The 26,516-nt window shown below is 65.5% G+C and carries 18 protein-coding genes; 9 read left to right on the forward strand and 9 right to left on the reverse strand.

From position 1 onward, the window contains the following. The first annotated feature begins 135 nt into the window (after positions 1 to 135). Complete coding sequence (locus tag K7G82_RS19505) at positions 136 to 2,526, forward strand: TonB-dependent receptor (RefSeq protein ID WP_343228613.1); 2,391 nt, start codon at positions 136 to 138, stop codon at positions 2,524 to 2,526. 122 nt (positions 2,527 to 2,648) lie between these two features. Beyond that, positions 2,649 to 3,950: an amino acid permease gene (locus tag K7G82_RS19510; protein ID WP_246623707.1), complete on the forward strand. Its 1,302-nt coding sequence runs from the start codon at positions 2,649 to 2,651 to the stop codon at positions 3,948 to 3,950. Positions 3,951 to 4,056: 106 nt separating this feature from the next. Here K7G82_RS19510 and K7G82_RS19515 read toward each other — a convergent pair whose 3' ends face one another. Then, positions 4,057 to 5,664, reverse strand: a complete 1,608-nt coding sequence (locus K7G82_RS19515) for a phytoene desaturase family protein (RefSeq protein WP_222991607.1) — start codon at positions 5,662 to 5,664, stop codon at positions 4,057 to 4,059. 78 nt (positions 5,665 to 5,742) lie between these two features. Then, positions 5,743 to 6,933, reverse strand: coding sequence for an aromatic ring-hydroxylating oxygenase subunit alpha (locus tag K7G82_RS19520; protein WP_222991608.1), 1,191 nt, complete (start codon positions 6,931 to 6,933; stop codon positions 5,743 to 5,745). Positions 6,934 to 7,017: 84 nt separating this feature from the next. Between K7G82_RS19520 and betI the strand changes: the two genes are divergently transcribed. Beyond that, positions 7,018 to 7,626: a transcriptional regulator BetI gene (gene betI / locus K7G82_RS19525; protein ID WP_222991609.1), complete on the forward strand. Its 609-nt coding sequence runs from the start codon at positions 7,018 to 7,020 to the stop codon at positions 7,624 to 7,626. A 147-nt stretch (positions 7,627 to 7,773) separates the two neighbouring features. On the opposite strand, the gene K7G82_RS19530 is transcribed toward betI, so the two are convergent. The 4 genes from K7G82_RS19530 to K7G82_RS19545 form a co-directional block, all read right to left on the reverse strand. Beyond that, positions 7,774 to 9,159, reverse strand: coding sequence for a M20/M25/M40 family metallo-hydrolase (locus K7G82_RS19530; RefSeq protein ID WP_246623708.1), 1,386 nt, complete (start codon positions 9,157 to 9,159; stop codon positions 7,774 to 7,776). Between the two features lie 78 nt (positions 9,160 to 9,237). Then, positions 9,238 to 12,675 (reverse strand): error-prone DNA polymerase, encoded by a 3,438-nt coding sequence (locus K7G82_RS19535; RefSeq protein WP_222991611.1) that lies wholly within the window; start codon positions 12,673 to 12,675, stop codon positions 9,238 to 9,240. Next, positions 12,675 to 14,324, reverse strand: a complete 1,650-nt coding sequence (locus tag K7G82_RS19540) for a Y-family DNA polymerase (RefSeq protein ID WP_222991612.1) — start codon at positions 14,322 to 14,324, stop codon at positions 12,675 to 12,677. Before K7G82_RS19540 ends, K7G82_RS19535 begins: the two co-directional genes overlap by 1 nt. Beyond that, entirely contained in the window at positions 14,242 to 14,766 is a 525-nt protein-coding gene (locus tag K7G82_RS19545; RefSeq protein WP_222991613.1) for a hypothetical protein, read from the reverse strand. The genes K7G82_RS19540 and K7G82_RS19545 overlap by 83 nt, the downstream gene beginning before the upstream one ends. Between K7G82_RS19545 and K7G82_RS19550 the strand changes: the two genes are divergently transcribed. Further along, on the forward strand, positions 14,728 to 15,126 hold the full coding sequence (locus tag K7G82_RS19550) for a hypothetical protein (RefSeq protein WP_222991614.1): 399 nt from the start codon (positions 14,728 to 14,730) through the stop codon (positions 15,124 to 15,126). The genes K7G82_RS19545 and K7G82_RS19550 overlap by 39 nt on opposite strands. A gap of 57 nt (positions 15,127 to 15,183) precedes the next feature. On the opposite strand, the gene K7G82_RS19555 is transcribed toward K7G82_RS19550, so the two are convergent. Together K7G82_RS19555 and K7G82_RS19560 are read right to left on the reverse strand one after the other, a co-directional pair. Further along, positions 15,184 to 15,810 carry an NADPH-dependent FMN reductase gene (locus K7G82_RS19555; protein ID WP_222991615.1) on the reverse strand — a complete coding sequence of 209 codons (627 nt, stop codon included), beginning with the start codon at positions 15,808 to 15,810 and terminating at the stop codon, positions 15,184 to 15,186. A 73-nt stretch (positions 15,811 to 15,883) separates the two neighbouring features. Beyond that, complete coding sequence (locus K7G82_RS19560) at positions 15,884 to 16,648, reverse strand: phytanoyl-CoA dioxygenase family protein (RefSeq protein ID WP_222991616.1); 765 nt, start codon at positions 16,646 to 16,648, stop codon at positions 15,884 to 15,886. A 118-nt stretch (positions 16,649 to 16,766) separates the two neighbouring features. Between K7G82_RS19560 and K7G82_RS19565 the strand changes: the two genes are divergently transcribed. The 4 genes from K7G82_RS19565 (at position 16,767) to K7G82_RS19580 (ending at position 23,893) form a co-directional block, all read left to right on the forward strand. After that, positions 16,767 to 17,684 carry a LysR substrate-binding domain-containing protein gene (locus K7G82_RS19565; RefSeq protein WP_222991617.1) on the forward strand — a complete coding sequence of 306 codons (918 nt, stop codon included), beginning with the start codon at positions 16,767 to 16,769 and terminating at the stop codon, positions 17,682 to 17,684. Positions 17,685 to 17,869: 185 nt separating this feature from the next. Beyond that, complete coding sequence (locus K7G82_RS19570; protein ID WP_222991618.1) at positions 17,870 to 20,188, forward strand: TonB-dependent receptor; 2,319 nt, start codon at positions 17,870 to 17,872, stop codon at positions 20,186 to 20,188. Between the two features lie 62 nt (positions 20,189 to 20,250). Next, positions 20,251 to 21,897, forward strand: a complete 1,647-nt coding sequence (locus K7G82_RS19575) for a long-chain-fatty-acid--CoA ligase (RefSeq protein ID WP_222991619.1) — start codon at positions 20,251 to 20,253, stop codon at positions 21,895 to 21,897. Beyond that, on the forward strand, positions 21,887 to 23,893 hold the full coding sequence (locus K7G82_RS19580; protein WP_222991620.1) for an alpha-glucosidase: 2,007 nt from the start codon (positions 21,887 to 21,889) through the stop codon (positions 23,891 to 23,893). Before K7G82_RS19575 ends, K7G82_RS19580 begins: the two co-directional genes overlap by 11 nt. A 43-nt stretch (positions 23,894 to 23,936) precedes the next feature. On the opposite strand, the gene K7G82_RS19585 is transcribed toward K7G82_RS19580, so the two are convergent. Beyond that, entirely contained in the window at positions 23,937 to 24,851 is a 915-nt protein-coding gene (locus tag K7G82_RS19585; protein ID WP_222991621.1) for a LysR family transcriptional regulator, read from the reverse strand. A 68-nt stretch (positions 24,852 to 24,919) separates the two neighbouring features. On the opposite strand from K7G82_RS19585, the gene K7G82_RS19590 reads away from it, so the two are divergent. Beyond that, entirely contained in the window at positions 24,920 to 26,512 is a 1,593-nt protein-coding gene (locus K7G82_RS19590; protein WP_222991622.1) for a glycerol-3-phosphate dehydrogenase/oxidase, read from the forward strand. Positions 26,513 to 26,516: the final 4 nt, after the last annotated feature.

Consider the following 26,516-nt stretch of genomic DNA (forward strand, 5'->3'; position numbering starts at 1 on the left):
GCATATTCGCCACACGTCGGCAACCAAGTTGCGCGCCGAATTAGACACGTGTCGAATGAGAATTGACCGGTTTCGGAAAGCCACTCAGTTTCTTGTCTGGTCTGGAGTCAAGACAGGGGCATCGAGATGGCGCGCGTGACCAATCCCATCATCATCACCACAGTTCGCGGAGCGGCGATCGCGCTGCTCGGATCGACCATGTTGTGCACAAGCGGCGCGGTCTTCGCGCAGGATGCGCCGCAGGCGGCCGAGGCGGGGCCGACCGACGAGATCGTCGTCACCGCGCAGAAGCGCAGCGAGAATCTGCAGGACGTGCCGATCGCGATCACCGCGATGGGCACGGAGAAGCTGGAGCAACTGCAGGTCACCGATTTCGACGACTATGCCCGCTATCTGCCGAGCGTCAGTTTCCAGACGCTCGGGCCGGGCGCGTCCAACGTCTATTTCCGCGGCGTCGCCAGTGGCGAGAACGCGAACCATTCGGCGTCGCAGCCCTCGGTCGGCACCTATCTGGACGAGCAACCGATCACCACGATCCAGGGCGCGCTCGACATCCATATCTACGACATCGCGCGCGTCGAGGCGCTCGCCGGCCCGCAGGGCACGCTTTACGGTTCGTCGAGCCAGGCAGGCACGATCCGCATCATCACCAACAAGCCCGACACGTCGGGCTTCTATGGCGCCTTCGATGCCGAGGTGAACACGGTGGCGCATGGCGGCGAGGGCTATATCGCCGAGGGCTTCGTCAACGTGCCGGTATCGCCCAACATCGCGGCGCGCTTTGTCGGCTGGTACAAGAAGGATGCCGGCTATATCGACAATATCCCCGGGACGCTGCACTTCCCGACATCGGGCGTCTCGATGAACAACGCCCCCTATGTCGAGAAGGACTATAACGACGTCGAGACCTATGGTGGCCGCGCCGCGCTGAAGATCGACCTGGACGACAATTGGACGATCACGCCGCAGGTGATGGGCCAGAAGCAGAAGAGCCATGGCATCTTCGGGCAGGAATCGGGCCTCGGCAAGCTGCAGGTGCAGCAATATAATCCCGAGCATTTCAACGATCGCTGGTGGCAGGCGGCGATGACGATCGAAGGCAAGATCGGATCGTGGGACGTCACCTATGCCGGCGCCTATCTGAATCGCCGCGTCTCGGGTTCGTCGGATTATTCCGAATATGCCTATTTCTACGACGCGCTCGCCGGATACGGCGCCTATTTCGTCGACAACAACGGCAATCCGGTCAACCCCAACCAATATATCCAGTCGGACGACCGCTTCACCAAGCAGAGCCACGAGCTGCGCTTCAACTCGCCGGCCGACAAACGCGTCCGCTTTGTCGGCGGCTTCTTCTATCAGCGCCAGACTCACAATATCGAGCAGAACTATATCGTCGACAATATCGCCGACGACATCACGGTGCCGGGAACGGCGAGCAATATCTGGCTGACCAAGCAGCTTCGCGTCGATCGCGACTATGCAGCCTTCGGCGAAATCACCGCCGACGTTACCGACAAGCTGAGCGCGACCCTGGGCACGCGCATCTATAAATACGACAACTCGCTGGTCGGCTTCTTCGGCTATGCCAGCGCCTATGGCGGCACGGGCGTCCGCCAGTGTTTCGGTCCGCCGGTGGTTGCGGGCAGCCCCTGCACCAATCTGGACAAGCGGACGAAGGACACCGACTTCCTTCACAAGCTGAACCTGACCTACAAGTTCACGCCCGACCTGATGGTCTATGCCACGCACTCGCGCGGCTATCGTCCGGGCGGCATCAACCGCCGTGGCACGCTGCCGCCCTATCAGGCGGATTTCATCGACAATTGGGAACTGGGCTTCAAGACGAGCTGGGCGGACAACCGGTTCCGACTGAACGGCGCGATCTACCAGCTCGACTGGACGGACATCCAGTTGTCCTTCCTGGGCGCCAACGGCCTGACCGAGATCCGCAGCGCGGGCGACGCCCGCATCCGCGGCGCCGAACTCGATGCGTTCCTGCGCGTCTCATCGCAACTGACCTTCAGCGCCGGCGCATCCTATAACGACGCCAAGATCGTGCGCGACTTCTGCGAGAGCGCAGTCAACTTCAAGACATGCGTCCCGGTGGATAGCAACCCGGTGCTCGCCCCCAGCGGCACGCGATTGCCGATCACCGCGAAGTTCAAAGGCAATATCCTGGCACGCTACGAATTCCCGCTGGGCGACATGAAGGGCCATTTCCAGGCGAGCGCGGTCTATGAAGGCCGGCGGACCACCGACCTGCGCCTGACCGAACGCAGGCTTATCGGCGCGCTGCCAGCCTACACCACCGCGGATATGTCGCTGGGCGTGAACGGCGCGCACTGGTCGGCGGAAGTCTTCGTGCGCAACCTTTTCGACAAGAACGGAGCACTCGGCAGAACCATCCAGTGCGGCGAGAATATCTGCGGCGATCCGGAGGGGAAGACCGCGATCGGCCCGAAAATCTACACGATCGTAGCGCAGCCAAGAACGATCGGACTGAAGATCGGGACCAAGTTCTGATCGCCCACCCTCACGTCATTCCGGCAAAAGCCGGAATGACGTGAGGGCAGATTGCGTGAATGCCTTGACCTCTTCGGAGGACGGGGTGCGGGAAGGGGATATGAATTGACGCACGCTTCCCGATGACAGGATCGCCGCAGCCCGTATCGGCCGCCGTACGCGGCCTCTCCTTCCCGATGTGTCTGGCGCTGGTCATGGGCAACATGATCGGATCGGGCATGTTCCTGCTGCCCGCGAGTCTGGCGCCCTATGGCTGGAACGCCGTGTTCGGCTGGATGTTCACGATCGGCGGCGCGCTCGCGCTGGCGCTGACCATCGCCCGGCTGACCCGCGCCCGGCCGGAGGCGCGCGACCCCGCCGGCTTCGTCGAGGCCGCGTTCGGGCGAACCACAAGCTTCCTGATCGGCTGGAGCTATTGGGTGTCGATCTGGGCCGCCAACGTCACCATCGCTGTCGCCGCCGTCAGCTATATCAGCATCTTCGTGCGGGCGATCGGCACGACGCCGCACCTGCCGGCGCTGCTCGCGGTCGGCCTGCTCTGGGCTGTCACGCTGATCAACCTTCAGGGCGCGCGCTCGGCGGGGCTGTTCCAGATCGTCACCATGATATTGAAGCTGGTGCCCGTCATCGTCGTGCTCGCGATCATGGCGCTGGTGCTCGGGCGCGAGGGCGCCGCCGCGATCGCCCCCTTCCCTGCGCAGGGGCTTTCCGTCTCCGCGATCACCGCATCGGCGACGCTGACATTGTTCGCGCTGCTCGGTTTCGAAAGCTGCGCGGTCGCCGCCGCCAAGGTCGAGAATCCGGAACGCAACGTGCCGCGCGCGACGATGATGGGCACCTTGCTGACCGGCCTCATCTACCTGATCATCTGTTCCGGCATCGCGCTGATGCTGCCGGCGGGCGAGGTCGCGGGATCGGATGCGCCGTTCCAGATCTTCGTCGCGCGCTTCTGGGCGGATGGACCGGCATTGCTGATCGGCCTGTTCGCCGCGATCAGCGCGCTGGGCGCGCTCAACGGCTGGGTGCTGATGCAGGGCGAACAGCCGCTGGCGCTGGCGCGGCGCGGGCTGCTGCCCGCATGGTTCGCCGCCACCGACACGCGCGGCACACCGGTACGCGCGCTGATCCTGTCGAGCGTGCTCGCCTCCGCATTCGTGCTGATCAATTCGAATCGCGCGATGGCGGACCTGTTCACCTATCTCGCGCTGCTTTCGACATCCGCGACGCTTTGGCTCTATCTGGCAGTGGCGTGCGCGGGGCTGAAGCTGCGCATCGCCATGCCCATCGCCATGATCGGCGCGCTCTACTCGCTCTGGGCGCTTTGGGGGGCAGGGCTATGGGTCAGCGGGCTCAGCTTCGTCCTGATGGCGAGCGGATTGCCCTTCTACTGGTGGGCGCGGCGCAGCAACGCCACAGCCACCTGAAAACCCTACGGCAGGCTGCGCGAAATCTGAATCACGCAGCCTGCCGTAGCCATTTGTTGTCGCATTTTTTTGCGGAAAACCGGCTCCCACTTTTCCGCACGATGCTCTATCCCCGCAACAATCGCCCGAAGAAGCTGCGATCCGCCAGGATCTCTCGCGCCGCATTGTGGCCCGGCGCGCCGGTGACGCCACCACCGGGATGCGTGCCGGCGCCGCACATATAGAGGCCCTTGAGCGGACCACGATACGCGGCGTTGCCAAGCACGGGGCGCGCGGACCAGAGCTGATCGAGCGACATATGGCCGTGCATGATGTCGCCGCCGATCAGGCCGAACTTGCGCTCAAGCCCCTTGGGCGAGAGCTTGGTCATGCCGACCACCGATGCGCGGAAGCCCGGCGCATAACGCTCGACGGTGTCGAGGATCACGTCGGCTGCAGCATCCTCCTCATCGTCCCAGTCGCGGCCGTCGGGCAGGACGGGCGCGAATTGCTGGCAGAACAGGCTGGCGACATGGCACCCTTCGGGCGCCAGGCTGTCGTCGACGATCGAGGGGATCAGCATCTCGACGATCGGCTTCTTCGACCAGCCATGCGCCTTCGCGTCGATGAAGGCCTGATCCATATAATCGAGCGTCGGCGCCAGGATGATGCCGCTCTGGAGATGCTCGCCGGGCTCGGGCAGACTGGAGAAGCGCGGCAGCACGCTGAGCGCGACATTCATGCGGAAGGTGCCCGATCCCGCCTTGAACGCCTTGGAGCGCTTGAGGAATTCGGGGCCGATATCCGACGGATCCATCAGCCGCTCGTAGAGCAGCTTGGGCCCGACATTGGCGATGACGCTGTCCGCCATCACCTCCTCGCCGCCGACCAGCTTCACGCCCACCGCGCGGCCACCGTCGACGAGCACGCGCGCGACCGGCGATTCCAGGCTGATCTCGACACCCAGCGCCTCACAGACCTTGGCCATGATCTGGGTGATCGCGCCCATGCCGCCGATGCTGTGGCCCCAGGCGCCCTTCTTGCCATTCACTTCGCCGAAGACGTGGTGGAGCAGCACATAGGCGGAGCCCGGTGTATCAGGGCTGGCATAGTTGCCGACCACGGCGTCGAAGCCGAACGCGGCCTTCACCGCCTCGCTCTCGAACCATGAATCGAGGAAGGTCCGCGCCGATTTCACGAACAGGTCGAGCACGTCGCGCTGCTGCTCGATCGGCATCTTCGCCAGCCGCTTGCCCTGGCGCGCGCCGTCGATCAGCGTCTTCATGCCGTCGCCGATATTGGGCGGAGACTTGAGCGCCAGGTCGCGCAGCACCTCGGCCACATTCTCGAGCGATTCGTAATAGGCCGGCAACGCCGCGGCATCATGATCGCTGAACTTGCGGAATTCGGCCTGGGTCTTTTCCAGCCCGCCGCCCAGCTTCAGATAGCCACCATCGTCCTGCGGCAGGAAATTGGAGATCGGCCGTTCGATCACGCGATAGCCGTGATCGGCGAGCTTCATGTCCGCGATCACCTTGGGCTGGAGCAGGCTGACGGTGTAGCTGGCGACCGAGTTGCGGAAGCCGGGCGCGAATTCCTCGGTGACGGCGGCGCCGCCGACGACGTCGCGCGCCTCGACCAGCCGCACGTTGAGCCCCGCACGCGCGAGGTAAAAGGCGCAGACCAGCCCGTTATGCCCGGCCCCGATGATGACGGCGTCGTATTTCCTGCTCATTCCATCCCTCCGGCTCCCCCTCCCCGCGCATGTGGAGCGCGCTTGAGGGATGCTTTTCGATCGCTATGTCTGGTTCGATCAGTTGACCGGGCTTACGGCCGCCCGCTGGCTCCATCCCTGAGCGGGCCTGCGATGCATGCGCGCCTCCGGGATGAGGTTGCGGATACGTCCGCAGAAATTGCGGAGCGCGACCTCGCTTTCGCCCAGCGGGCCGACGGTGAAGCTTTCGGACTCCATGCCGTCCTGCACGCGTTCGATCAGCCAGGTGTCCTCGGCATTGACCTGCCGGTTGATCCGCCAGTTGAGATAGCGGACCGCCTGCATCTCGCGGCGAGCGTCGGGCACGGCATAGGCGATCTCACGGATCAGCGTCTCGGTGGGGGAGACGGGCAGCCATTGCATGAAATCGACCTGATCGGGATAGATGTCGAACGCGACGTTCGGCCAAAGCTTGAAATAGGTCCAGAGCCGCTGCCGATCCTCCGGCAGATGCGGCACGTGCGGCAGATATTTCTGATAGGCGCGCTCCGACGGATTCGCGGAGTCGCGATCGACGATCGGCCCCCACATCTTGTCGACATGCGCCTGCGCCTCGACGCCATAGCCATTGCCCATCAGCCGCTTGAGCCCGGGATGCGCGACCGCGATGTGGAGCCCGTCGGAATAATTGTCCCCCACATTCTTCCAGTTCACGCGGCGCGGACGCAGGGTGACCCGGCCGAAGGCGCGCAAATCCTCGAATCGATAGGGCTCCACCTCATGGGCATAGGGCGCCATCATCTCCGCGACGCTGGGGCCGCCATCGTCCTCCAGCCGGACGAAGATGAAGCCATGCCAGATCTCGAGGTCGAGCCGCACCAGCCCGAGCGTGTCCTGATCGAGCGCGGGATAGCTCGCCTTCATCGGCACGCCGGTGAGCCGGCCGTCCAGATCATAGGTCCAGGCGTGATAGGGGCAGACCAGCTTCTTCGCGCAGCCCACCGGCCCATCGACCAGCCGCGCGCCGCGATGGCGGCAGACATTGGTGAAGGCGCGCACGACATCGTCCTGCCCGCGAATCGCCACCACGCTTTCGCCGAGATATTCGAGCGTGTGATAGTCGCCCGCATTGGGCATGTCGCTGACATGGCAGACCACCTGCCAGCTCGGCCGCATCACGCGCCGCATCTCCAGCGAGAAGAATTCCGGATCCGAATAGGTCCAGGCCGGCAGGCTCCAGTCTGCATCGGGATCGGAATTGTGCAATGGTGCTGGCGAAACACTGTGCATGGGCGGCTCCTTGTTATACACTTGTAAAATTAACCCGGTTCCACGTCAACTCCTTTTGCCCTGTGGCCGCCCTTCGGAGATCGGATGACGAGAGCAGTCTTTACCCGCGAAGATGCCGATACCCGCCGACAGGCGTTGATCGAGGCAACGGCGGCATCGCTCGCGGAAGCGGGAATCGCCGGCACGTCGGTGCGCGCGATCTGCATGCGCGCCGGTGTCTCCGCCGGACTTTTGCGCCATTATTTCGACGGCGTCGATGCGCTGATCGCGGAGACCTATCGCGCGACGACCGCGACGGTGGGAGAGGCGCATGCCGCGGCGGTCGCGGCGGCGGGCGCCGACCCGCGCGCGCGCCTGATCGCCTATGTCACCGCCAGCTTCCGCCCGCCGGTGGCGGATCCGGCGCTGCTCGCGACCTGGCTCGCCTTCTGGAGCCTGGTCAAGACCGACGCCGCGATCGCCGCGATCCATGCCGACACCTATCGTGGCTATCGCGGGGAACTGGAAGGGCTGCTTTCCTCATGCGGACTGGAGCAGGCGCAGTGCCGCTCCGCCGCGATCGCGCTGACCGCGCTCGTCGACGGCCTCTGGCTCGAGCTCACGCTCGACCCGACGACCTTCACCGCCGAACAGGCGAGCGCGATGGCGGTACGCTGGCTCGATTCGCTGCTGGAGGGCAATAGCCTCGATTGAGGATGAGAAAGCACTCACCCGTTGGCTTCGAGCAGCGTCGAGCGTGTCGAGACGCGCCCGTCGAGAAGCCTTGCGCCGGACTTCTCGACTGCGGTTCTCGACAGGCTCGAACCTGCGCTCGAAACGAACAGATATAGGGTCGCCCGTCTATTTGCTTCCCAGTTCCGTCAGCACCGAATGCCATTGGTCGAGCGCACCGCCGATGCCCGCGACGGGCACGCGTTCGTTGAGGCCATGGGCGAAGCCGTCCTCCGATCGCATGAACAGCGAGGCAACGCCGTAGCTGGGAATACCGGCCGCGCGGAAGTGAAGGCTGTCGGTAGCGCCCGCCGACATGCTGGGCGTCACCGCCAGCCCCGGATAGCGCGCGCGCACGGCCTTGGTGACCGCATCGACCACATCCTTGCGCAGCGGCGAGGCGTCGCTCGCCGTGGTGTCGGGATCGACGGTGATCACGGCGGTGGGATCGGCGATGACCTTGGTCAGTTCCGCCTTCACCGCATCGATCGAGATGCCGGGGAAGATGCGGCAATTGACGTTGGCGATCGCGCGTTGCGGCAGCGCATTCTCGGCATGGCCTGCGCTCGCCATGGTGGCGGTGCAGGTGGTGCGGATCTGCCCGACATATTCGGGCTTGGATGCGATCACTTCTGCCGCCGCAGTGTCGTGCGGATCGGCGGCATAGCGCGCCATGGCCGCCCCCACCTCTCCGCCGACCTGCTTGCTCGCGGCCGCCAGCGAGGCGCGGGTGAGTTCGTTGATCATGTTGGGGAATTTATAATCTCCCAGCCGCACCAGCGCGCGCGACAGGCGATAGATCGGGTTGCCGGGGGTCGGCGCGCTCGAATGGCCGCCGGGATCGGTGATGGTCACCTGGAAATCGGCATAGGTCTTTTCGCCGGCCTGGAGCGTGTAGACGATCGGCTTGTTGTCCGGCCCGAGCATGCCGCCGCCGCCATCGCCATTGAGCACCATCTCCGCGCCCACCAGCTTCTTGGCGAGCGCGCGGGTGGTGATCATCGCGGTCTCCTCGTCGCCCGAAGCGGCGAGGATGATCGAGCGTTTGGGTTTGTACCCTTCCTGCTTCAGCCGGGCGAGCGTCGCTACGACCATCGAGAGATCGTATTTATTGTCCTCGGCGCCGCGCCCGAAGATATAGCCATTCTCCTCCACCGCGGTGAAGGGATCACGCTGCCAGTCGGCGGGCTTGGCCTCCACCACATCCATATGGACCGAGATCAGGATCGGCTTGGCATCGGTCGTACCCTTCAGCGTCACTTCCAGCGTCGCGGTGTTGCCGATCGGGGTGATGACGATGTCACTGTCGGCATAGCCCGCCGTCTTGAGCACCGAGGCGAGATATTCGGCATAGGCGACGGTCTGCCCGCGCCCCTCGACCGTCTGGTAGCCGATCGATTTCTTGAGGATGTCCTTCGCCTGATCGACCTGCGCGGGCGTTGGCGGCTTGGCCGATGCGGCGGCGCTCCAGGCCAGCGCCAATGCCAGTGCCGTTCCCCCGATGATCCGTCGCATGCCGATCTCCCAAATCATTTCATGCGTTATCTTGTGTCGGCTGATGCGGGCGATTGCCAGTGCTTTGTGGGAGAGCGCTCAATGGAAATCGCGCGACTTGGGGATGATGCTGACATTGCGGGGATGGCGGTGCAGCCCCACGGGCAAGGGCTTCACGACATGGTCGGCGCGCGCGACCTCCGCACGGAGCAGATCGTCGGACAGCGCGGCCAGCGTGCCGGTGGCGTCGACCAGTTCCTGCACCACGACATGGACGACAGTCTCGTCGGTCTGCACATAGCCGCGCGCCTCCATCAGCCGTGCGGTCATCACCACCTTGCGATATTGCTCGAAGACCTTGGGCCAGACGACGAGATTGGCGATCCCCGTCTCGTCCTCGAGCGTGACGAAGCACACGCCGCTCGCGGTGCCGGGCCGCTGGCGGACGAGCACGAGGCCGGAGACCGCGACCTTGTTGCCCGATTTCATCATCGCCAACCGGTCGTTCCGTATGAAACGGCGATGATCGTAATGACCGCGCAGGAATTCGAGCGGATGCGCCTTCAGCGACAGGCGCAACGTCTGGTAATCCGAGACGACATGTTCGGAAAGCGGCGTCTGGGGCAGCATGACGGGCTGCGCCTCCACGCCTTCGTCGCGGGCGTCGGCGAAGGCGAAAAGCGGCAAGTCCGGCGCCTGACGAAGCGCGCGGCTGTCCCAAAGCGCCTGACGGCGATCGAGCCCCATCGAACGAAAGGCATCGGCCGCCGCCAGCTTGCGGATCGCGGCGACATGGATGCGCGATCGCGCCTTCAAGTCCTCGACGTCGGCGAAAGGCGTATCGCGCGCTTGCATGATCGCCTGGGCGACATCCTCGCCGATGCCGTCGATCTGGCGGAAGCCGAGGCGCAGGGCGTAGCGCATGCCAAGCCTGTCCTTACGCATCCGCGCGTCCCGGGCCGTTTTCCATCTCCCAAAGATCGATGTCGGCGGGGGATAATGCGGCCAATGATCGTGCAGCCGGCCAATGGGTTCGAGTGTGTTATCCCATTCGCTCATGTTCACGTCAGGGGGTAGCACCTCCACGCCGTTTTCGCGCGCGTCGCGGACGATCTGGGCGGGGGCATAGAAGCCCATGGGCTGCGAGTTGAGCAAGGCGGCCGCGAAGACCTCCGGATAATAGCATTTGATCCAGCTCGACACATAGACGAGGTGCGCAAAACTGGCGGCATGGCTTTCGGGAAAGCCGTAATCGCCGAACCCCTTGATCTGATCGAAGCAGCGCCGCGCGAATTCGGGATCATAGCCACGCCCGATCATGCGGCCGACCATCTTCTCCTCAAGCTTGCCGATGGTGCCGCGCGAGCGGAAGGTCGCCATGGCGCGGCGAAGCTCGGTCGCTTCCTCGGGCGAGAATTCGGCTGCATCCATCGCGATCTGCATCGCCTGTTCCTGGAAGATCGGCACGCCAAGCGTGCGTGCCAGAATCTTCCTCAGTTCGTCCGGCGGTCCTTTGTCGGGTGATGGCGAAGGATATTCCACCGTCTCGATACCGTTCCGTCGCCTGAGATAGGGATGCACCATGTCGCCCTGGATCGGACCGGGACGGACGATCGCAACCTCGACGACCAGATCATAATATGTCCGCGGCTTGAGCCGTGGCAGCATGTTCATCTGCGCGCGGCTCTCGACCTGGAATACGCCGAGCGATTCCCCCGCGCAGAGCATGTCGTAGACCGTCTCGTCATCAGGCGGGATATTGGCGAGGTCACAGTGCTCGCCATGCTTCGTCTCGATCAGGTCAAAGGCCTTGCGGATGCAGGTGAGCATGCCGAGCGCGAGCACATCGACCTTCAGCAATTCCAGATAATCGATATCGTCCTTGTCCCATTCGATGAAGCTGCGATCGGCCATCGCGCCGTTGCCGATAGGCACATTCTCGATCAGCGGGTTGCGCGTCAGGATGAACCCGCCGACATGCTGGGACAGATGTCGCGGCAGCTCCATGAGTTGGTTGGTGATCGCGATGACCCGCCGAAGCATGGGATCGGACAGGTCGAGCCCCGCCTCCCTCACCTTGGCCTCGTCGACCTCGCTGCCCCAGCTTCCCCAGACGGTGCGCGCCATGGCGGAGGTGATATCCTCGCTCAGGCCCATCGCCTTGCCCACTTCGCGCACTGCGCTGCGCGGGCGATAATGGATCACCGTCGCGCACAACCCCGCATGGTCGCGGCCATAGCGGCTATAGATATGCTGGATGACTTCCTCACGGCGCTCATGCTCGAAATCGACGTCGATATCGGGCGCATCGCAAGTGATGCTGCCATCGTCACGCGTCACGACAGAGATGAACCGCTCGAAGAGCAGCGAGACATGCTCAGGATCGACATTGGTGATGGCGAGGCAATAGCAGACCGCGCTGTTCGCCGCAGAGCCGCGCCCCTGGCACAGGATCGGCGGGTCCAGACCTCGCGCAAAAGCGACGATATCGTACACCGTGATGAAATAGCGTGCGATGTCGAGCCGACGGATCAGGTCGAGCTCTTTCCGAATCGCCACTTCGACCTTTTCCGGCAGGCCTTTGGGGTAACGCCAATTCGCCCCCTCCCATGTCAGCGCCTCAAGATGCTGCTGTGGCGTTCGGCCCTCCGGGATCGGATCGTCGGGATATTCGTAGCGCAACTCCTGCAGCGCAAACCGGCACGCATCCGCCACCTCGCGCGTCGCCGCGATGGCATGCGGCCAGCGGCGAAACAGTTCGATCATCTCGGCGGGCGATCTCAGATGCCGTTCGGCATTGGCGTGAAGCAGGAAGCCGGCACGCGCGATTATGGTCTTTTCGCGGATACAGGTCATCACGTCCTGCAACGGGCGGCGATCGGGCGTCGCATAATGGACGTCGTTGGTCGCCAGGATCGACAGGCGGTGGGTGCGTGCGATCGCGTCGAGCCGGTTGATCCGCGCCTTGTCGTCGCCGCGATAGAGATAGGCGGCGGCGACATGTTTCAGCGTCGGCAACATCGCGGTCAACCGCGCCAGTTCCTCCCCGAAACCGTCGAGATCGTCGGGCGGCATCACGATGAGCTGCACGTCTTCCGAATGTGCCGCCAGCATCGCCAATGTCAGGTGGCATTCGCCTTTGGCCTGCCATTCGCCATCCAGATCGCGCATCTTGCCGCGCGACAGCAAGGTGCAAAGCCGGCCATAAGCCGCGCGGTCCCTGGGATAGGCGAGGAAGGACGGCGCATCGACCAGATCGAGCCGGCAGCCGATCAGCGGTTTCATACCCCCGCCCGAGACGTTCATATCCATCCGCACCACGCCCGCCATGGTGTTGCGATCGGCGACGCCCAGTGCGTGATAACCGAGATTATAGGCATGTTCTGCAAGCTGCACTGCCGGCGATGCGCCGCGCAGGAAGGAATATGGCGTCGTGACGCCAAGCTCCACATAAGGGGTCGGCGGATTGGGCACGAAGCCCGGCAGCTTGGCGATGGCGAGGACGCGCAGGCCGGGCGTGAGCGGCTTGTCCGGCATCAGGCGAACAGCCCGTGGAGATACCAGTCGGGCGCTCCGCCCCGGCCATCATCGATCAAGCCGTTGCGATAGATCCAGAAGCGCGCGCCATCCTCATCCTCGACGCGGTAATAGTCACGCAGTCGCGTCGTCGATCGTTCGCGCCACCATTCGGGCGCGATCCGTTCGGGCCCCTCGACCTTGACGATCCGGTGCAGCTTGCGGCGCCACTGGAAGCGGCGCGGTTCACCCTCCGGCGTCGCATAGGTGACCCCGATCGGCTCCGGACGATCGAACAGGCGGATCGGGCGCTCGGGGGTGAGCGGCGCCGGTGCCTCGCCCCCCGCTTCATGCGCCAGTGCCGGCCGCCATTGCAGCGCGCGTTCGGGCAGATGGCTTTCGAGGAACAAGGGGACGCACACATTGCCCGCCCCCAGCCGTACGCTCAGCCGGTCGATCAGCCGGGCGAGCGAAGTCGCGTCATGCTCGGCCTCGATCAGCCCCGTCTGCGCGGGATCGAGCGGTTCGTGCCAGAGCGCGGTGAGCGCGAAGGCATCGAAGCCGAAACCGGCGTCGAGCGTCTCGAACCGTTCGGCGAACAGGCGGACCATATGGCGGGGATCGCGCATAGCCTGGCTGGTGCGCGCCTCCAGCGCCTGGACATCGCCGTCGACGCGAAAGGCCTGGAATCCGAGATGCCGTGCACCGGCATGGCGTTCGGCGAGTTGGCGGCACAAAGCCTCCGCCATCTCGACCACCAAAGGTTCGAGAATCGGCACATGCAGCACCGGTTCGACGACGCGACGCACCACGCGCGGCACCGGCGCGCGGATCGCGGGATTGACCGGCTCCTCGGTGCGACCGAACGCCTGGGCCAGCCGCAGCGGCGGATCGGCCCAGGGGCCATCGGCGCGCGCGAAACGGCGGGCGAGCCCAAGCGCCGGGATTTCGGCAAGCGCGGCTATGGTCTTGAGGCCGAGCCGGCCGAGCAGCAGCACGGTGTCGTCATCGAGCCTGAGGGCGGAGACGGGCAACGGGCCGAGCGTGGCGGCGAGTGCTTCGGGCGGGCAGATCGTGTTCGGCGTCGACGCCTCACTCCGTTGGGACTGAGCCTGTCGAAGTCTTGCCCTTTCTTTTGGCGTCGATGCCCCAGAAGGACAGGACTTCGACAGGCTCAGTCCGAACGGTGAGGTTGAAGCATAGCGCGCCAGCGCCCAGGCGGCGCCCACCGTGGGTGCGATCGCGATGCGCGCCGTCAGTCCCATCCTGCGGAAACGTACGCGCATCTCCACCGCCAGCCGGGCTTCGCCGCCGAAGAGATGCGCCGCGCCGGTGATGTCGAGCAGCAGCCCGTCGCCGCCATCGATCGCGACAAAGGGGCACCAGCGTTCGGACCAATGACAGAGACGCTCCAGCGCTGCGGAGTCACCGGGCTTGTCCGATGGCCAGACGGCAAGTACCGGCAACGCGGCACGCGCATCCGCCAGTCTCTGTCCGGGGCGTGCGCCACCGTCACGCGCCTGCGCGTTGACCGCATCGATCAGAATACCGTGTGCGCCCTCGGAAACGAGCGCGACCGGCCCTGCTCTAGCCGCGTCGCCGTTCGCCCTCGCCCAGCGCTGGATCGCGAAGCGGGGAAACCAGATCGAGGCGATCCGCCGCCCGGTCATACGCGGCATCCCATTGCCCGGGCCGTGCGCCCCGCGCGCGGAACAGTTCCAGCGACCAGATCGGCATGCCCGGCGCAGCGACATTCCAGCGCGGCACCAGCGACGGCCGGCTGCGCGCACGCCAGCGCATCCGCGCCCCGCTCAGATCGGCTTGAGATCCCAGCCGCAGCAGCAAGGCGGGCACGCCGAAGCGCTCCGCCGCCACCGCCAGCCGGCGGGTCGCGGTGAAATCGAGCGCGCGCGGATTGCCCGCCACCTCGCCGATCACGGCGGAGAGTTCGGCACATCTCAGCCCCTCCTCCATCGCCCACAGCGCCTGGCCGGCATCGCGTGCGACGATATGGAGGATGCCCGGCCCCTCCGCCTTCGGCCGGGCGCGGCACCAATGGGGATAGGGCCGGCCATGATCGCGCAGCGCGACGCGATCCTGCACCCAGAGCATGGTTCCCGATCGCAGTCGGGCACCGAGCTGCGCCATCGCGAATCCGCAGCCGGCCGCATCGCGCGACTCGGCGAAGACCTCGACGAGTCGCGGCTGAAGCGCCGTCGCTGCGGCAAATGCCTCCGTCGCGGAAGCGCGGTTTTCCGGCGAGTCTTCCTCGATTTCAGCGGACAGCAAGGCATGGTGCGTGGACACGGCAGGTCCGAATTGTTCATGATTTGTTCCATTCTCGCCGGAACGCGAGAAGAGTCAAGTTTGCTGCATGGGGTAACTCTCCTTGTCATTCCCGCGAACGCGGGAATCCAGGAGATGTTGATCATCGCGCTCTACGCCACTGGATTCCCGCATGCGCGGGAATGACAGAGGAAATTTATGCAAGAGCAGATCGGTGCCGTTCGCCGTCCGCCATGGCCCAAATCACTCGGCGCCGGCGCGGTCCGCTTCGCGTTCGCCGTCCGCCTGTTGCAACGACAATTCATGGAGTGCGCGCATCCGGGCGAAGGTCACCACCTGCTGCGCCAATATGTCGAGCTGGTTGCAGATGCCGGTGTCGGTGATCGTGCCGTCCTGGCCGAAGATCGGCACCATCGAATTGACCGCGACCGCCATCGGCGTCGGCCAGCCGCGCAGCGCATGGGTGATCGAACGCAGGGTGGCGAGCGTGGTGCCCGTCGCCTGCCAGCCGGCGGCGGCGGCGATCAGGCCGACGGCGCGGCCCTCGAAATAGACGGCCTCATCCTCCGCCATGTCCTGCACATAATCGAGCGCGTTCTTGATCAGGCCCGATACGGTGCCGTGATAGCCGGGCGAGGCGATGATGATGCCGTTCGCGCGGCGCAGACCGGCGATCAGCGCCAGCGTCTTCTCGTCACGCGCGCTTTCGCTGGGCGCGTACATCGGGATGTCGAGCGCCGCGCCGTCGAACATCAGCGTCTCCGCGCCGCGCGCGGCGCAACGCTCCAGCGCCTGGCGCAGCAGCTTTTCCGACGAGCTGTTGGGCGTTCCCGTTCCGCCCAGTCCGACGATCAACGGTGTATCGACCATGCGCAGGCTCCCTTGCTGACTGTCCGCCGCACGCCGGTGGAACATCGCCGCGCAGAGCGCAAGCGATAAGAATTCAGCTGATCGTCACCTGCCGCCCGCCGCGCAGGAACGCGATCGCGTTGCGGCGCAGATGGTTGGTGCCGGGATTGAGGATCGGTTCGGGCGAATATTGTGCCAGATAGACGCGGCGCATCTTCGGCGTGGTGTTCGATCCGGTGGCGTGGAGCGCCAGGCTGGAGAAGGCGACCACGCTGCCCGCCGGCACCTCCAGCGTCACCCCTTCCGCGTCGCCGCTATAGCCGACCAGATCGTTGCTGCCCGGCTGGCGTTCATGGGGAACGATGCCATCGCGCGTGGCGGGCACCTGCGAGAAAGGCAGGATCCGCACCGTGCCGTTGGCGACGGTCGTGTCGTCCAGCGTGCACCAGCAAGTGAGATAGGGCTTGTGATCGGGCGGGCCGCCATTGCCGACGACATAGCCCGAATCCTGGTGCCAACTGAACGGCATGCCCTTGTCCGCGCCCTTCACGACATATTGATCGTAGAAGAAATAGGCGTCGTCACCCAGGGTCGCGCGGCAGATATCGGCCATCGTCTCGCTGAACAGCATGACACGCAATTCGGGCTGAACGCGCTGGCATTCGCCGGCGAAATAGCGCTTGCCCTTGTGGCTGATGCCGTCGACCTCGACGCCCAGCGCGTCGAGCCGCGCATCCTCGCGCTCGATCACGCGGCCGCATTCGTCGCGCAGCAGATCGAGCAGCGGCCCTTCGAGCACGCGTTCGAACACCGCATAGCCTTCGGCCGCGAATTGGGCACGTTGTGCGGAATAGTCCATGATGCCTCTCCATGGTGTGGGCGCCTGCCCATCGATCGCATCATCATCGCGCAGAGCATCCATCGCATCCAATCGAATTGCGCTGCAACGTCATACGTGCATACTATGGCTTATGCGCATGCGACAGGTCGAGGCGTTCCGCGCCGTCATGATGAGCGGGGGCATCACCGCCGCCGCCACGATGCTCAATATCAGTCAGCCGTCAGTCAGCCGCCTGATCGCCGATCTGGAACGCGCCGTGGGCTTCCGTCTGTTCGACCGGCGCGGCGCGCGCGTCCATCCGACGCCGCAGGCGCATGCATTGTTCGAAGCAGTACGGCGCAGCTATACCGGCCTGGACCTGCTCGATCAGGCGGCGCGGCGCATCCGCGCCCACCCCGTCGGCACCGTGCGGATCGCCGCGCTGGCGGCGATCGCGATGTCGATCCTGCCTGCCGTGATCCAGCGCTTCCGCATCCTGTATCCCGACATCAAGATCACCGTCGAATCGCTGGGCCAGCGCGCGATCGAGGAACGGGTATTCCTGGGCCAGGCCGATCTGGGCATCGGCGTGGAGATCCCGCCGCGCGAGGGCATCCGCTCGACGATGATCGCGCGCGCCGAATATGTCTGCGTGCTGCCCGCCGGCCATCCGCTGGCGCATCGCGAGCGCCTGTCCGTCTCCGACCTGGCGGGCGAGGAATTCATCGGCCCGATGCACGAGGCGGACGCGCTGTGGAACGGCATCGACGTCGCGCTGGAAACCGCGGGCATCCCGGTTTCGCGCCGGTTGGAGACCCAGCATTCGCAGATCCTGTACGCCTTTGTCGAAGCGGGCCTGGGCGTCTCGATCGCGGAGCCGTTCAGTGCCCCCCTGTTCAACCGGCTGGGCGTGGTGATCCGGCCGATCGCGCCCGCCGTCTATCTCGATTTCGCACTGCTCGAACCCGATATCGGGCCCACACCCGAGATCGTCGGCTGGCTGCACGATGAGGTCGCGCGCGCCACCACCGCCTGCCTCGACGATGTCCGCGCGCTTGTCGCGCGAAGGTCATAGTATTCGGACATGACCAAGCGATAAATCTCGATTGGACTGCAATGACCGGTCAGGGCACTCTCCCTGATGGATTTAGAGTTGACCTTATTGTCAACTGATCCAATTGACATTAACGGCGCCGCTGGCGCCCCGGCACATGTCCAAGCGGGCGAAGATCCGGATGGACCCGGCAGGAGGGGAAGACGATGACCTATTCCAAGGCAAGACTCGGCGCTGCTCTGACCGGCGTGCTCGCCGTCGCACTGGCGGGCGGCACCGCCCATGCGCAGGACGCGGCCGCACCCGAAGCGCAGGATGGCGGCGTCGCCGACATCATCGTCACCGCGCAGAAGCGCGAACAGAATCTGCAGGACGTGCCGCTCGCCATTTCCGTCGTCAGCGGCGCCCAGCTCGAGCGCGGCAACGTCAATTCGGCCGAACAGCTTTTCCAGCGCGTGCCCACGCTGACCTTCCGCAAGGGCAACACCAACAAGGATTCGGCGCTCTCCATCCGCGGCGTCGGCACGATTTCCTTCTCCTCGGGCGTCGAACCTTCGGTCTCCACGGTGATCGACGGCGTCGTCTATGCCCGTACCGGCCAGCAGACCTCCGACTTCCTCGATGTCGAGCGGATCGAGGTGCTGCGCGGGCCGCAGGGCAGCCTGTTCGGCAAGAACGCGTCGGCCGGCGTGATCAACATCGTGACGCGCGAGCCCGGCGACACGCTGGGCGGCTATATCGATGCGTCCTATTATGAGGGCAACGAGTTCCGCGTGCGCGGCAGCGTCTCCGGCGGGCTCGGCACCGGCATCGCCGCCTCGCTGACCGGCTTCTACGCCAAATATGACGGCAATGGCCGCAACGTATTCAACAACCGCAAGGTCAATGGCTACGAACATTGGGGCGTGCGCGGCAAGCTGGTCTTCGAACCCAATGACGACCTGAAGATCGCGATCATCGGCGACTATTCGAAGAACAGCGACAATGGCTATGCCGACAGCATCGGCACCGTCTTCAGCTCCGCATTCAACAACGCCGTCTTCATCCCCTCGCTCGCGCCGCTGACGCTCGACGGCCGCAACAAGAATATCGACAACGACCTCGATCCCTATACGCGCGACAAGAACAGCGGCATCTCCGCGCAGATCGATCTCGATCTCGGCGCGGCCACGCTGACCTCGATCACCGCCTATCGCCACTGGTTCAACTATCAGCAGCGCGACGGCGATTTCCGTTCGGATGCGCCGCGCTACGTCAACACCGGCACCGCGTCGGGCGACGTGCTGTCGCACGATCGCGGAGACCTGAGCTTCGACCAGTTCACGCAGGAACTGCGCATCGCATCGAACAGCCCGCAATTCCTGGAATATGTCGCAGGCGTCTATTTCTACAAGACGAAGGAAGTCGACTTCTTCAACCGCACGGTGACCTCGTGCACCGCGTCGACCCTGCCCACCGCCAACGGCCTGACGCCGTGCGCAGCGGGATCGTCCACCTATGTCACCAATCAGGGCAATGCCGATTTCACGACCAAGCTGACCAGCTATTCCGGGTTCGGGCAGCTCACCGCGAACTTCACCGATGCATTCCGCGGCATCCTCGGCGCACGCTATACCCATGACAAGGTCGCATATGATTTCGTCCGCACCTCCACCTCGGCGGCCGCCTTTCCGGGCGTGAATCCAGGCTTCGCAGCGGCGGGATCGATCAGCGACAATGGCTGGTCGGGCAATGCCGGCCTGCAATACGACCTGTCGGACGACGTGATGGCCTATGGCATGTACACGCGCGGCTACAAGGGCCCGGCGCTCAACGTGTTCTTCAACATGCGCGCGCAGGATACCGGCCGGATCAATCCCGAAAAGTCCAACGCCTATGAAATCGGCCTGAAGACCCGGCTGTTCGATCGCCGCCTGACGCTGAACCTGGCGGCCTTCTATGCCAAATACGACAATTACCAGGCGAACTTCCTCGATCTGGTCGCCGGCCAGGTCGTCACCCGCCTGACCAATGCCGGCACGGTCTCGACGCGCGGCATCGAGGTCGATTTCAACGCGCAGGTCACCAGCGACTTCTCGCTGAACGGCGGCTTCAACTATACCGACGCGCACATCAACACCTTCAACTGCCCGGCGGGCGCCGCCATCGCCTGCGCGGCGGCGATCAACGGCAAGCCCCTGCCCTTCGCGCCCAAATACAAGGGCACGGTGACGGCGGACTGGCGCCTGCCGCTGGGCCTGGAGGCGTTCGACGTCGATCTGAACAGCTCGCTGGTCTATCAGAGCCGGACGCAGTTCGACATCAACCAGAACCCCAATGCCTTCCAGAACGGCTATGCGATCTGGGATGCCGGCATCACCTTCCGCACCAAGGACGAGAAATACAGCATCTCGCTGCTCGCCAAGAACATCACCGACAAGCATTTCGTGATCCAGCGCATCCCCAACGGCACGTCGTTCATGCGCCAGATCACGCCGCGCGACGCCGATCGCTATTTCGGCATCTCGGGCCGCGTGAACTTCTGACCGGACAGGCCCAGGGGGCGGGACATGATCATCACGTCCTGCCCCCTTGCCAGGAAATCCCCATGCGCGGATTGATGCAGGATTGGCCGCTGACGGTCGATCGCATCATCGATCATGCGGCGGACTGGGACGGCGACCGTCCCGTCATCTGCCGCGGCGGCAATGGCGACATATTGCGCACCGACTATGCCGCGATCGGCATCAGGGCGCGACGCCTGTCCGCCGCGCTCGCGGCACTCGGCATCGGCCGGGGCGACCGTGTCGCGACGATGGCGTGGAACAATGCCCGCCATCTCGAGGGCTGGTTCGCGATCATGGGCATGGGCGCGATCTGCCACACGCTCAATCCGCGCCTGTTCGCCGAGCAGCTCCGCTATATCATCGGCCATGCCGGCGATCGCGCGATCCTGGTCGATCCCTGCTTCCAGCCGCTGCTCGCCGAACTGCTGGGTTCGATGGACTGGCGCGGAATCGTGATCATCCTGGGCGACGAGGCCGAGATCGACGCCGCGCTGCTGCCGGATGCGATCGCGGTCGAGACGCTGATCGCGGCGGCGGAGGCCACGGACGCGCGCTGGGGCGGGTTCGACGAACAGACCGCCTGCGCGCTTTGCTATACGTCCGGGACGACCGGCAATCCTAAGGGCGTGCTCTATTCGCACCGTTCGACCGTGATCCATATGCTGATGACGTTGCAGCCCGACGTCTTCGGCCTGTCGATCACCGATGTCGCGATGCCGATCGTGCCGATGTACCACGCCAATGGCTGGGGCATGCCGCTGTCGACCGCCGCGATCGGCTGCAAGCTGGTGCTGCCCGGCGCGCAGCTCGACGGCGCGTCGCTCCATGCGCTGATCGAGAGCGAAGGCGTCACCTTCTCCGCGGCGGTGCCGACGGTGTGGCAGGGGTTGCTGCATCATCTCGACCAGACGGGCGGGCGACTGACCAGCCTGAAGCGCGTCATCATCGGCGGCGCGGCATTGCCCGAAAGCATCGTCCGCCGCCTGCGCGAGCATGGCGTGGAAACGGTGCAGGGCTGGGGCATGACCGAGACCTCGCCGATCGGCACCCATGCCAAGCTGACGCCCGCCATCGCCGCGATGCCCTTCGACGATCAATTGCCCTTCCGCCTGAAACAGGGGCGTCCGCCGTTCGGCATCGAACTCAAGATCGCCGACGATGCCGGCGCGCGGCTGCCGCATGACGGGACCACGCCCGGCCGGCTGCACGTGCGCGGACCAACCGTATCGTCGGGTTATCTGGGTGGAGAGGCCGGCGCGATCCTCGACGACGACGGCTATTTCGACACCGGCGATATCGCGACGATCGACGGCCAAGGCTATATGGCGATCGTCGATCGCGCCAAGGACGTCATCAAATCGGGCGGCGAGTGGATCAGTTCGATCGAGATCGAAAATATCGCATCGGGCCACCCCAAGGTCGCGCATTGCGCGGTGATCGGCGTGCCGCATCCGCGCTGGGACGAACGGCCGCTGCTCGTCGCCGCGCTTCACCCCGGCGAGAAAGCCGAAGCAGACGAGATCCTGGCGGTGCTCGACGGCCGGATCGCGCGCTGGTGGATGCCCGATGCCGTCGCCTTCATCGAGGCGATGCCGCTGGGCGCGACCGGCAAGATCGACAAAAAGGCGTTGCGCGTGCGCTTCGCCGCATTTCCCGAGACCGAAAGGAACATGGCTGATGGCGCTTGAGGCGCAAGGCGGCGGCTTCGTGCTGACGCTGGGGGACACGACGATCCTGGAACATGGCGCCGATGCGCCCTGCCTGTTCGTCGGTCGCGGCGTGCCGAACATCGAAGGCGCGCGCGGCCATTACGAGATCGACGATTATGTCGTCGAGCGGATCGCGTTGCGCCATGCCGAAATCGACGGAGGCACCATCCGTCTGGCGCCACATGAGGGCGCACCCTGGGTGCTCGCGCTCCGCATCGCGGCCGAAGGCGGCAATGCCGAAATCGCGTTCGAGGCGCTCGATCCGGCGATCAACCGGCTATGGCTGCGCGTGCCGGCCCAACCCGGCGAGCATGTGTGGGGCGGCGGCGAGCAATTCTCCTATTTCGACATGGCCGGCCGCCATTTTCCGCTCTGGACCTCCGAGCCGGGCGTCGGCCGCGACAAATCCACGCTGCTCACCTGGCAATGCGACCAGAAGGGCGCGGGCGGCGATTATTACCACACCAATTATCCCCAGCCGACCTGGATCAGCTCGCGCCGCTACGCGCTGCATGTCGACACCAGCGCCTATGCCGCCTTCGACTTCCGCCATCCCGGCTTCCACGAAATCGAGGTCTGGGAGGTGCCGGCCCGGATCGAACTCTGGGCGCGGCCGCGTTTCACCGGGATCGTGACCGCGCTGTCGGACCGGTTCGGCCGCCAGCCGCCGCTACCCGAATGGCTGCTCAAGGGTGCGGTGATCGGGTTGAAGGACGGCGCCGAAAGCTTCGAACGGCTGAAGGCCTATGAAGCCGCCGGCGTCGCGATTTCCGGCCTGTGGTGCGAGGATTGGGTGGGGCTGCGCATCACCAGCTTCGGCAACCGCCTGTTCTGGGACTGGCAATGGAATGCCGATCGCTATCCCGACCTGCCGGCGCGCATCGCCGAACTCGACGCGCGCGGCATCCGTTTCCTGGGCTATGTGAATCCCTATCTCGCGGTCGACGGGCCGCTTTATGCCGAGGCGGCGGCGAACGGCTATCTGGTGATGCGGCCCGATGCCGACGAACCCTATGTGATCGATTTCGGCGAATTCGACTGCGGCCATGTCGACTTCACCAATCCCCGGGCGGCGGCCTGGTTCGCCGATACGATCATCGGCGGCAACCTGATCGATTTCGGCCTGTCGGGCTGGATGGCCGATTTCGGCGAATATCTGCCGATCGACGTCCGGCTGGCGAACGGCATGGACGGCATGCGCGCGCACAATGCCTGGCCCGCTCTATGGGCCGAGGTCAATGCGAAGGGCGTGGCCGGGCGCGGCAAGACCGGCGAGGCGCTGTTCTTCATGCGATCGGGCTATAGCGGCGCGCAGCGCCATTGCCCGATGCTGTGGGCGGGCGACCAGTCGGTCGATTTCAGCCGGCATGACGGCATCGGCACGGTGATCTGCGCCGCGCTGTCGGCCGGGCTGCTCGGCAATGCCTACAGTCACAGCGATATCGGCGGCTATACCAGCCTGTTCGATACGATCCGTACGCCCGAACTGGCGATGCGCTGGTCCGAAATGGCGGCGTTCACCGCGATGATGCGCACGCATGAGGGCAATCGCCCGCGCCTCAACACGCAGATGGACAGCGACCCGCAGGTGCTCGCGCATTTCGCGCGGATGACGCGGATCTATGCGTATCTCGCACCCTATCTGCGCAAGCTGTCGGACGAGGCGGTCGCGACCGGCCTGCCCGTCCAGCGCCCGCTGTTCCTGCATTTCGAGGATGATCCGCACACCTATGCGATCCAGACCGCCTATCTCTATGGCGCCGACCTGCTGGTCGCGCCGGTGATCGAAGCGGGGCGCAGCGACTGGTCGACCTATCTGCCCGCCGGCGCGGACTGGGTGCATGTGTGGAGCGGCGAGACCCACAAGGGCGGGCAGGACGTGACCGTGCCCGCGCCGTTCGGCCAGCCCCCGGTCTTCTACCGTGCGGGATCGCCCGATGCCGCGCTGTTCGCGGGACTTTCCGCGCTGGGATGAGAGCCCGTTTCACGCCCTCGGCAGAAGCGCAAGCGCTTCTACCTCAGACGACCGGGCTCTGCTGATCCCGCGCATGCGCCGCCGCGCGCACCGCCGCGACGAATGCGGAGACGAGCGCGCTGCGGCTGCGGTTGCGCAGCAGATGGATCGCGTCGCGCGTCTGTTCGGATACCGGCAGCGCCACCGCGACCAGCGCGCCATCGGCGCAGGCCGGCAGCGCCAGCGAGCGCGGCACCACGGTGATGACGCGCCCGCCGCGCACCATGGCGAGGCAGGCGGCGGTCGAATCGAGTTCGTAATCGGGAAAGTCGCCCGCCGCGACGCGGGCGCGGAGCGCGCGCGGGAAATTGCTGTTGGGCGCGGGACGCGGCAGCGCCCAGGGCCAGGCGGCGGTATCGAGCCGCCCTTCCGCCTGGGCAAGCGGGTGATCGCGCGCGAACACCAGCATCAGCGGCTCTGGCGGCAACGGGATGCAGAGCACTTCATCGGCATGGCCCGAAGCGGCGAATTTCGCGCGATCGCAGACGACAAGATCGAGGCCACGATCGACCAATGTCTCGAGCAGGCGATCGGAGGGACCGCCCGTCACCGTAACCCGCACGGCGGGATGCAGGCGGGCGAAGCGCGAGATCGCGTCGGTCAGCAATGGCTCGAGCGGATAGGGGCCGGCGCCGACGCGGACGGTGCCCGAGCTTGGCTGTTTCAGCCCGCGCGCCTCCTGCTCCAGATTGGCGGCCGCCGCGATCACGTCGCGCGCGGCGCGGATCAGCCGTTCGGCATCGTCGGTGGCGCGCACATAATGGGTGGTGCGATCGAACAATGTCGCCCCAAGCTCCGCCTCCAGCTTCTGGATGCTCCGCGTGAGCGCCGACTGGGTCAGCCCCAGTTCGTCGGCGGCGCGCGCATAGCTGCCCAGCCGATGCAGGGCCTCGAAGTGGCGCAGGCGCCGCAGGTTCATCCGATGCTCACCATCTCATTCCTGTTTTGCATTACCAACGCCATGATCATTCGCATAGCGTGCATGACATGACGACGACCGCACTCGACGCACGCACGCGCCGCGCGACCTTCGCCCGGCTGGAGGACGGCGTGTTCGATCTCGCCGTGATCGGCGGCGGCATCACCGGCGCGGGCATCGCGCGCGACGCGGCGATGCGTGGGCTTTCGGTCGCGCTGGTCGAGGCGCGCGACTATGCGAGCGGGACCAGCAGCCGCAGTTCGAAGATGATTCATGGCGGGCTGCGCTATCTGGCGCAGGGCGATATCGCGCTGGTGCGCGAGGCCGCGTCCGAGCGGCAGGTGGTGCGCCGCATCGCGCCGCATCTCACCCGGCTTTCGCCCTTCCTGATCCCGACCGTTTCGATGGCGATGGCCGCCAAGCTGCGCACCGGGCTCTGGACCTTCGAGAAATTGGGCGGCGTGCCCGATGCCGAGCGCCACGAAGTGATCGGCCTCGCCGAACTGCGGCAGCGCGAGCCGCTGATGCGCACCACCGGCCTCAACGGCGCGATCCTCTATCCCGAATTCCTGACCGACGATGCCCGGCTGGTGCTCGCCAATATCCGTTCGGCGCAGGCAGCCGGCGCGGTGGTGCTCAATCATGCGGAGGCGGCGCGGCTCATCGTCGAGGACGGGCGGGTCTCCGGCGTGGTCGTGCGGTCGTCGCTTGGCGGAGAAGACACCGGTGCGCGGGTACGCGCGCGGCTGGTCGTCAACGCCGCCGGCGCCTGGGTCGATCGTGTCCGTGCGCTGGAAGCCGGCGAGGATGCGGACCGGCTGTCGCTCAGCCGCGGCATCCATCTGGTGCTGCCCCGCGCGCGCCTGCCTGTGAATGCGACGCTGATCATCCGCGCGCCCGACAAGCGCAGTATCTTCGCGGTGCCGCGCGGCGCCTTCACCTATCTCGGCACCACCGACGTGTTTCATGCCGATGCGGATTATTGGCCGGCGCCCGCGCGCGACGATGTCGATTATCTGCTGCGCGCGACCCAGGCCGCGCTCGACATCGCACCGATCGCCGATGACGAGATCGTGGCGCTCTGGTCGGGCGTGCGGCCGCTGATCGCACAGCCCGGCAAAAAGGCCAATGAAATCTCGCGCAAGGACGAGATCTGGACATCGCCCTCGGGTCTGGTCTCGATCGCGGGCGGCAAGTTGAGCGCCTATCGCGCCATGGCCGAACGCGTGGTCGACATGGCGGCGGAACGGCTGGGCGCCACCACGCATCCATGCTTCACCGCCGAAGCAGCGCTGCCCGGCGGCGGCCTGGTGATGCCGCTGGTGATGGGCGGGCTCGACGCCCTCGATCCGCTCGACGCCGAACGGCTGGCCGGACTGTACGGCGATGAAGCGGCCGCGATCGTCGCGGCGGGCGGCGGCGTCGCCGCCGAAGCCGCGCGCGCGGTGACGCATGAGGGCGCCGCGACCCTGGAGGATTATTGGGTCCGCCGCAGCGCGCGCGCCTGGTTCGACCGCTGCGCCGGGCTCGATGCGCTCGCGCCGGCGGCCGACGCGATGGGCGCGCTGCTCGGCTGGAGCGCCAGCGAACGCGCGGGCCAGATCGCCGCCTGCGAAACCATCGAACAGGAAAGCCGCCTGGTCCTGACCGGCGCGCGATAGGGAG

It is taken from the genome of Sphingomonas colocasiae (genome assembly GCF_019880585.1).
Classification (GTDB): domain Bacteria; phylum Pseudomonadota; class Alphaproteobacteria; order Sphingomonadales; family Sphingomonadaceae; genus Sphingobium_A; species Sphingobium_A colocasiae.